Source organism: Desulfosporosinus sp. OT (assembly GCF_000224515.1).
Taxonomy (GTDB): domain Bacteria; phylum Bacillota; class Desulfitobacteriia; order Desulfitobacteriales; family Desulfitobacteriaceae; genus Desulfosporosinus.
Genome location: NZ_AGAF01000152.1, coordinates 1 through 1,150, shown reverse-complemented (window position 1 = coordinate 1,150; position 1,150 = coordinate 1). Strand labels below are relative to the sequence as shown.

Here is a 1,150-nt window from a genome sequence, read left to right as displayed (position 1 = left end):
TTCGGTAACCAGGTTGTAATATTCCTGATGTCCTATATAATGATACCTAAAGGGGATTGACACAAATTTCCGTTTTTTCGGAATTTGTAGTCATCCCCTTTTTTATTTATAAGAACGTATATTCTGAACATTCTCGAACATTTCGCCTAAAGATAATCAGCCCCGTATCAGTGTGGGGCTGATTATCTTTAGGCGAAATGTTTAGCGTTAATCCTACTTCTACTCAGCCAGCCATAACAATTGTGAATTGTGAAGATTGAAATTTACACAACAAATTTGCCAAGGATCTGAATACTTTTCAACAGATTTCTGGGGCTGCGAACCTTGCCCTAAAAGTAATTCTAGCTTAAAAGAGGCAGTCGTGGTGGGTACATTGACTATTCTATGATAATGCAATTGTACTGAATTCACGCAATTTTCAGTTGGCAAGATAAATAGTTCTGCCAAAAAGCAACATAATGCAAGAAGAAACGAAGATATAATAAAAGCTAGAATTAGCTGACCATATGATAATATGATTACAACCATATTGACTTGATATAAGCTCGGTGTTAATCTTGAACTGAGAGAAGATTATATAGTTTGATTTTCCGTTGATTTAGGGCTTTATGCTTCCTGGTTCATATAAAGTAGTATTTATTTGACCAAAAAAAGAAAAGTGTTCGTAATCATAAGGGCCTATAGCAAGCTCGTAGTATGCTCGTAATTAATCGAATCTAAACGAAAAAATACTTTAATTAGTGAAAAAAATAATTTCTACTAATACCATAGGATATCACTATTATTATAAAGTGCTTTTCTCAATCTCTAGAAATTGTTTGCTTTAATAAAGTCATTTTAAGGTTTGGAGAGGCTCCCTCTTTATGATAAGTGAAAAGATCGAGATGAAGTTATGGGACTTTGGGTTAGGTGACTAAATTAGTAATTAATAATTTATAAATGATGGAGGTTAAAGCTATGCCGAGTTTTGTAATTGCAGAAAAGTGTGATGGATGTAAAGGGCAAGACAAGACGGCTTGCATGTATGCATGCCCAAATGACCTGATGGCCTTAGACAAAGAAAGAATGAAAGCGACCAACCTTGATCCATGGGCTTGTTGGGAATGTCTGTGCTGTGTAAAGGCTTGCCCACAACAAGCAATGGACCTAA

1 protein-coding gene is annotated in these 1,150 nt (G+C 35.3%); it reads left to right on the top strand.

Annotated elements, in window-relative coordinates:
- Window positions 1-957: 957 nt before the first annotated feature.
- On the top strand, window positions 958-1,150 hold a 193-nt coding region (locus DOT_RS14075), incomplete at its 3' end, for a 4Fe-4S dicluster domain-containing protein (RefSeq protein WP_040412244.1).